We start from the raw sequence: 6,352 nt of genomic DNA on the forward strand, positions 1-6,352 counted from the left end.
GCATATTTATCAAAATTTGGGGGCTAGAAGTTCAATTTATCTCGAAGAATTTTTACTCCTCAGAGCTGGAATAAAAAAGCACATTTAAGCAGGAGGCTGACTCAACATCACTCAGAAGCGATGTTTTGATCCAGATTCTAGACACAGAAGCTGTAAGGCTTCTGTTTTTTACGGCAAGTTTCGACAGGATTTTTTATTAAAACTATGTATAGTTTTGGTGAGTGAAAAGGGATCGCTTTGACTGTGAGAGAAGGTATAGGGCTGTTATTAAGGGAGGTAAGGGTAAGTGATTCCTGACAATATAAAAAAGGATCATGTATCCATGGCAATTAAAGAGATTGATGAAAATGGTATACCAGCGAGTAGAAATTCAACGAAATTCCAACTTTCCTATAATAATAGACTGTATCCGCCTAAATATGTTTTATCCCTAGCAAATAAATATGCAAATGGAAAAGAGCTGCAACCTTGGGAATTTAGTGGTGGGGTAGAGACGAATAACTTCCTAGAGAAACTGGGGTTTAAAATTGTAAGTAAAGCGCCGTCTAAAATTAAGACCGGACCCGAAAAAGATAATAAAGATTGTCATGTAGCAAGAAGTAAAGGGGGGATGAAGAACAAGCATAATCATCGATGCAGCGAATGTAAAAATACGATAATCGATATGTTTAGAGTTATTTTCGGAAATGTCAAGATCGAACATAAGATGGAGATCAAAGCCCGGTTGGAGGATTATATCCATGAGAGTTATTATAAAGACTTAGCGGCTATTTATAATGCATTAAAGAATTACAGAGGTAATGAAAGTTTTGTTAGGAGCAAATTTCTAAAGTCTTGTGACCTATATATACCTCAGCCAGGATTTGTGGTTGAACTTGATGAATCTCAACATTTTTCCGAAGCGAGAAAAATATCGTTAACCCATTATCCAAAAGTGTTAAAAACAGGATTTAACGTTAATAAGTGGATTGAACAATGTGAAAAGATAATGTCTAAGGATAATAACCCTCATGATAGGGATGAACAAAGGGCCTGGTATGATACTCTGAGGGATTTTTTACCTTTGATTAAAGGGTTACAACCTACGGTTCGCATATCTTTGCTGGATTACACTTGGTGTGAACTTGATCCAAACAAGGAAGAGGATGTCGAATTATTCAAGTCACTAGTTTTAAATATTGATACTGAAAAAAAGGAAAATAATAAATCCAGTGAAAAAGTTCGAATTGCTACAGCTTGTTTACAATCCGATGGTCACTATACCAATGAGAGTAGAACTCGTCTGCTTTTCGAACTTATAGATAAATTGGATCAAAAAGCAGACTTGATATTGCTACCTGCCGGTTTTTATCAGACGAGCAATGATCCTAAAACCTTATATGCAAGACTCAATAAAGTTATTGGACAATATTTGGAAAAGTTAAATAGTAATATGGCTATTTGCTTGGGAATAGATGGGCGTTGCGGCTTGGATCAAATGGCCGTGTTGTTTACAAGGAATGGATTACAAGCCATTGGTAGGAAGTTTTATCCAACCGATTTTGAAGAGATTGATGGGGCAGATTCCTATTTATCTTTAGAAGATAGTTATTCAAGAGTGTTTGAATTAAAAGGCAAGAAATTTTATATGGCAGTTTGTTATGATGTATTTGGGATTAAGAAGGAAAGGTTAAAAAATCCTGGTATCGATGTGATCTTAGACTTAGTGCATCAATTTCATCCAATTGGTGAAGACAATTCAGGTGATGTACTTTTTGCAAAACATGGATTTGCAGGTGCTTCTAAGCATTGGGGATGTCCAATTTTTGGTGCCGCTGTTTTCTTTAATAGAGAAATACCTAAAAATTGGCCTACAGGTGTGATATGGGATTGTAATAAAAAAAATACGCGAAATTGGAGATACACAGATAATCCTTTGACTCATTATGAAGAAATATTGATTCGTGGTGATGAAAACGTGCTAATTAGGCTGTTTGAGGTTTAACATTATCTTGATGAACAGTACCTGTCGCTCTTCGCCAAAAAACGGAGCCTGTCCCTTTAACCGAGGGGAAGACTCTGTTATAGTATTGAGTTATTCTCTTTCCAATTGCTGCTTTTTCAACAAATCGAAAATTTCCATAAGAAGTTCCTCTTGATTTGTTAAGGCTGGCGGAACTTCCTTTTTTTCTTCCTGTTTTTTTAAGGTGATACAATTGTTTAACACTTTCATGAACAAGAAAATCGAAAACGTGATAATGAGAAAGTCAACGACTGTCTGTATAAACATTCCATATTTCACATCAGCTTTACCGATTTTATAGGATAAGCCGCTAAAATCGATGCCACCAAGCAATAGCTCAATCATCGGCATAGTCATGTCATTGACGAGGGAAGAAACGATTTTGTTGAATGCCTCGCCAATAATTACCCCGATGGCTAAGTTGACAATATTTCAGCGCATCGCAAACATATAATCAATGTGCTAAAGGATTAAGTGAATGTCAATTAGTACGTTTCAGCAAAAAACGGCCATTTTTTAACTCTTATTGATGGCAATATGTATCAAAAATAAATGATTGGTTACAAAGTCAAGGCTTCTCGCAGCTGAAACAGGCGAACAGTGCTAGGCACTGTTCGCCAAATGCATTTTTAGGGTGTGGGTGTTCGTTCAACCTGCTTTTTTCGCCATTTTATCTTTTTGTTTGGTTGTAAGATTCCAATAAATAGGAATTCCGGATAATGTGATTAACACAGAAAGAAAAGTATCGAGTGGCTGAGCGATGACGGTGCTTCCAATAATGTAAATCGCTCCTACAATCGCAACAATAGGCGTTACAGGATATAAAGGCACTTTATATAACGAATGATCGGACTTTTGATTTTTCCGCAACAAAAATACAGCGTAAAACGCTAAGCTGTAAAATGTGAAAACACTAAAAATGGCGATATCGGTCAAGCGGTCTGGGCTCGTCATTAACATCATCGCCACAGCGATCGCTACTTGCAAAACGGTTGCTTGAACAGGAGTGTGAAACGTTGGGTGAACGCGTGATAAGAAACGAGCGCCAGGAAACAGTCCGTTTTCTGCCATCGCAAACGGCATGCGTGGGAATGTTAAAATTTTTCCATTTAAACAACCGAAAATGGAAATTAAAATGCCGATCGCAATTATTTTTCCGCCTACATCGCCAAATAGTAACGTTGCGGCTTCTTTTGCGGCGTTCGGGCCAAGCTCGACAATTTTACTAGCAGGAAGTACGTGAAGGATCGCGATATTAACGCCTAAGTAGCAGAGCATGACAATGACAATTCCAGTAATAATGGCTTTTGGCAATGTTTTCGCTGGATTTTTCATTTCGCCCGCCACAAACCCGACGTTCATCCAGCCGTCGTACGCCCAAAGCGTCGCTAATACGGCAGCGCCCATGCTGATTGCTTGGCTGCTTTCGCTTTCCATTCCGAACACAGGCACATCTCCTTGAACCATTCCAAACACGATAATAAGGAAGATCGGAAGCAGTTTTGCTAATGTTAACAAGCTTTGAACAGCTCCGCCATATTGTGTTCCTAGTATGTTAATAAGCGCAAGAAAAAGAACCGCTAAAATTCCGATCCATGTTTCCGTCTGTTTTGAAAAACCGAACACCCCTGCAAATAACGAACCGAAGTATAATCCGAGCGCTCCGATCACCGCTGGGCCATAGATGATCGTTTGCATCCATCCGCATAAAAAGCCCCAAAACTTTCCGTACACCTCTTCTACATAAGCATATAGCCCTCCGGTTTTTGGAATTTTTACGCTCACTTCTGCGATCGTTAACCCGCTCGCTAATGTAATGATGCCACCGATGACCCATGCCCATAGGGCCATTGTCGAATCACCAGCGGCGGCGATGACAACTCCTGGTTTCATGAAAATGCCGGAACCGATGACCGTGCCGATGACTAAAGATGTTGCAACGATAAAGCCAATGCTTTTTCTTAATTCAGCCTGCTCCATTTTGTTCACCTCAAAAAGACAAATGTTTTTTCTATGAGTACAGGATCATTATAGCATAAGAGTAAGTAAATTATTATTTTTTAAAAATTTAAATATTATAGAGAATTAATTTCATTTCTTGACATCTTGACATGAACGAGTTTTTTGTACACGATGAAACATGTCATAATTTTCATGGTATAAATGGTATAGGAAAAATCTACAACGAATGATGTAGGGAGTCGCAGGGAAATGAATTGGATACGGTCACGTATTTTTTGGAAAATTTATATCATTAATTTAGTCGTTATTTTTGCTTTGCTAGCTTTAATGTTTATGATTGCTCGGATGTCTTTGCCGGAAATCACCAAAGAACAATATCGCTACATGACGGATAAAACCGTTTTGCGAATGAAAGAACAAATTGTTCAAATTGCTGAGGATTTAAATAAGTTTGAGCAATACGTGCAAGACGATCCGCATTTTCGGGTGAACGATGCCAAGCAATGGTCAAAAGGGCTTGAACATATTATTAAAATTTCTCCTTACATTGATAGTGCTACAATATTTGATTCGAACGGATATGTGAAAGGGTTTTATCCTAAGGACTTGAGGCATCTATTAAACTATAACTTAAGTAAGCGCGAATACTTCCAACAAGCGCTGCGAACGAAAAAAGTTTACTTCAGCGATGTCGTCTCCGCAGATACAGGACGTTATTTACTCGTCATTTCTGTTCCTGTTTTAAATGAACAGAATGAAGTGGAGAGAGTCGTCAACTTATCGATGCGAATTGAACAAAATAATCTATTTCGATCCATTGTTCGAAGTTTTCAAATTGGTGAACATGGCTATACGTTCATCGTCGATCGCAATGGGAACATTATTTCTCATCCATCGAAAAAGAGAATCGGCGATAATGTTGCTGAAAATGCCGTTGTACAAAAATTGCTTCGAGGACAATCAGGCTATGAAGAAGTCGTCAATACAGAGGGAGTGGCGATGCTTGCTTCCTATGCGTATATTCCGATTTTACAATGGGGTGTTGTTGCGCAAGTGCCTGTTTCGGAGATTTATAAACCCTATGTGTTGTTTGAAAAGGCACTTTGGTTTGCTTCTATTGCTGCATTTTTCATTTTATCGCTTTTAACAGCGCTCTATGCCCATCAAATTGTCCATCCGATTCGCCGGTTGTGTGATGTGGCAGAAGCGGTCGCAAAAGGAGAAAAACATGTTCGCGCAGACGAAACTGATCGAACGGAAATTGGTATACTCGCAAAGCGCTTCAATTACATGATTGATTCTATTCAACAGTCGGAAGAACTGTTGCGAAAATCGGAAAAACTGGCGGTTGTCGGTGAATTGGCGGCGGGGGTTGCCCATGAAATCCGCAATCCATTAACATCACTGAAAGGGTTTATTCAGCTTTTAAAAGAGGGAGAACGCAATCAGACGTATTTCGATATAATTGAAGCGGAATTAGAGCGATTAAACGAAATTGTCGATGAGTTTTTATTGCTTGGCAAGCCGCATCCAACAAAAAAAGCATACAGCCGCGTATCGGAAATGTTACAACATGTGATGAAGCTTCTCGAAGGACAAGCGCTATTGCATCATGTGACGGTTCAATATTTCGTTGATGAACAACTTCCGCTGCTTTATTGTGACGAAAATCAATTGAAACAAGTGTTCATCAACATCATCAAAAACGCCATTGAAGCGATGCCAAATGGCGGAATATTACGGATCGAAGCGAAACAACGACTAGATTCGATTCTCATTTGCATCACAGACGAAGGCTGCGGCATACCGAAAGAGCGAATGGCCAAGCTTGGTGAACCGTTCTACAGTACCAAAGAAAAAGGGACAGGACTAGGGCTAATGGTGAGTTTTAAAATCGTGGAAGCGCATGGTGGCAAAATGAAGATCCATAGCGAAGAAGGAAAAGGAACGACCGTGTGTTTGATTTTTCCGATTTCCTCAAAGCAGGAGGACTGAGTGAAAGGATCAGTCCTTTTTCTCTTTTTAAATTATCATTTTAAATTATCATTCACGCAACAAAAATTTGATGTGGGCATAAGGCGAACAGTACCTGGCACGGTACCGTCAAGAATTTTGTGTAATGTAAATGGGGTAGGGTTTCTCTGAAATAGATTTGAATTGATAGGGGACTGATTTTCTCCACACAGGAGACTGAATATTCAGTCTCCTGTGTGGAAAGGGAGAATCCCCCTATTTTGTTTATTTACAACATTTGGTTAACAATAACGTTCCTCAAACATTCGCTCGAGGGCTTCATGCACTTCGGCAAATCCTCGCAACTTTCGCCCTGCCCATTTCTCATTAAAATCTTGAATGGTTAAATACACGACTTTTTCCGCAGCTTCTAAA

General features: G+C 39.1%; 4 protein-coding genes and 1 pseudogene. 2 read left to right on the forward strand and 3 right to left on the reverse strand.

Features of this window, described 5'->3' with window-relative positions; translation table 11 throughout:
* Nucleotides 1-286 precede the first annotated feature (286 nt).
* Nucleotides 287-1,984 (forward strand): ScoMcrA-related endonuclease, encoded by a 1,698-nt coding sequence (locus DCC82_RS09025; RefSeq protein ID WP_097354429.1) that lies wholly within the window; start codon nt 287-289, stop codon nt 1,982-1,984.
* 90 nt (nt 1,985-2,074) lie between these two features.
* Here the strand turns inward: DCC82_RS09025 and mscL are convergent, their stop codons facing one another.
* Together mscL and DCC82_RS09035 are read right to left on the reverse strand one after the other, a co-directional pair.
* Nucleotides 2,075-2,431: a large conductance mechanosensitive channel protein MscL gene (mscL, locus tag DCC82_RS09030; protein WP_233253024.1), complete on the reverse strand. Its 357-nt coding sequence runs from the start codon at nt 2,429-2,431 to the stop codon at nt 2,075-2,077.
* 219 nt (nt 2,432-2,650) lie between these two features.
* Nucleotides 2,651-3,982, reverse strand: coding sequence for an APC family permease (locus DCC82_RS09035; protein ID WP_062755372.1), 1,332 nt, complete (start codon nt 3,980-3,982; stop codon nt 2,651-2,653).
* 231 nt (nt 3,983-4,213) lie between these two features.
* Here DCC82_RS09035 and DCC82_RS09040 point away from each other — a divergent pair, with 231 nt between their 5' ends.
* Nucleotides 4,214-5,959 carry a cache domain-containing protein gene (locus tag DCC82_RS09040; protein ID WP_097354430.1) on the forward strand — a complete coding sequence of 582 codons (1,746 nt, stop codon included), beginning with the start codon at nt 4,214-4,216 and terminating at the stop codon, nt 5,957-5,959.
* Nucleotides 5,960-6,219: 260 nt separating this feature from the next.
* Here DCC82_RS09040 and DCC82_RS18080 read toward each other — a convergent pair.
* Nucleotides 6,220-6,352 (reverse strand): annotated as a pseudogene (locus tag DCC82_RS18080) (IS256 family transposase); the annotation flags it as partial.

It is taken from the genome of Geobacillus sp. LYN3 (genome assembly GCF_003064505.1).
Taxonomy (GTDB): domain Bacteria; phylum Bacillota; class Bacilli; order Bacillales; family Anoxybacillaceae; genus Parageobacillus_B; species Parageobacillus_B toebii.